The sequence below is a fragment of the Acinetobacter sp. NIOH-H-8 genome (assembly GCF_046635365.1).
Taxonomy (GTDB): Bacteria; Pseudomonadota; Gammaproteobacteria; order Pseudomonadales; family Moraxellaceae; genus Acinetobacter.
This window is the reverse complement of sequence record NZ_JBHDVN010000374.1, coordinates 1-383: the sequence shown is the minus strand read 5'-3', so window position 1 is coordinate 383 and position 383 is coordinate 1. Positions and strand designations below refer to the sequence as shown.

Here is a 383-nt window from a genome sequence, read left to right as displayed (position 1 = left end):
CAGTTCTCCTACACCGCCGCGTGGCGTGACCGTAGTGAATAATTTCGACGCTAAACGCTATCTCGGCACCTGGTATGAGATTGCCCGTGTTGATCACCGCTTTTAACGTGGACTGGAAAAAGTCACCGCAACATACAGCCTGCGTGATGACGGCGGCCTGAATGTCATTAATAAAGGCTATAACCCTGACAGAGAAATGTGGCAGCAGAGTGAAGGGAAAGCGTACTTTACCGGCGCACCAACTCGCGCTGCGCTGAAAGTGTCATTCTTTGGTCCTTTCTATGGCGGTTATAACGTTATTGCACTCGATCGGGAATACCGCCATGCGCTGGTTTGCGGCCCGGACCGCGACTACCTGTGGATACTCTCCCGCACGCCAACCA

1 pseudogene is annotated in these 383 nt (G+C 53.3%); it reads left to right on the top strand.

Annotation, left to right across the window (positions count from 1 at the left end):
* Nucleotides 1-383 (top strand): annotated as a pseudogene (gene blc, locus ACEWB7_RS18720) (lipocalin Blc); the annotation flags it as partial.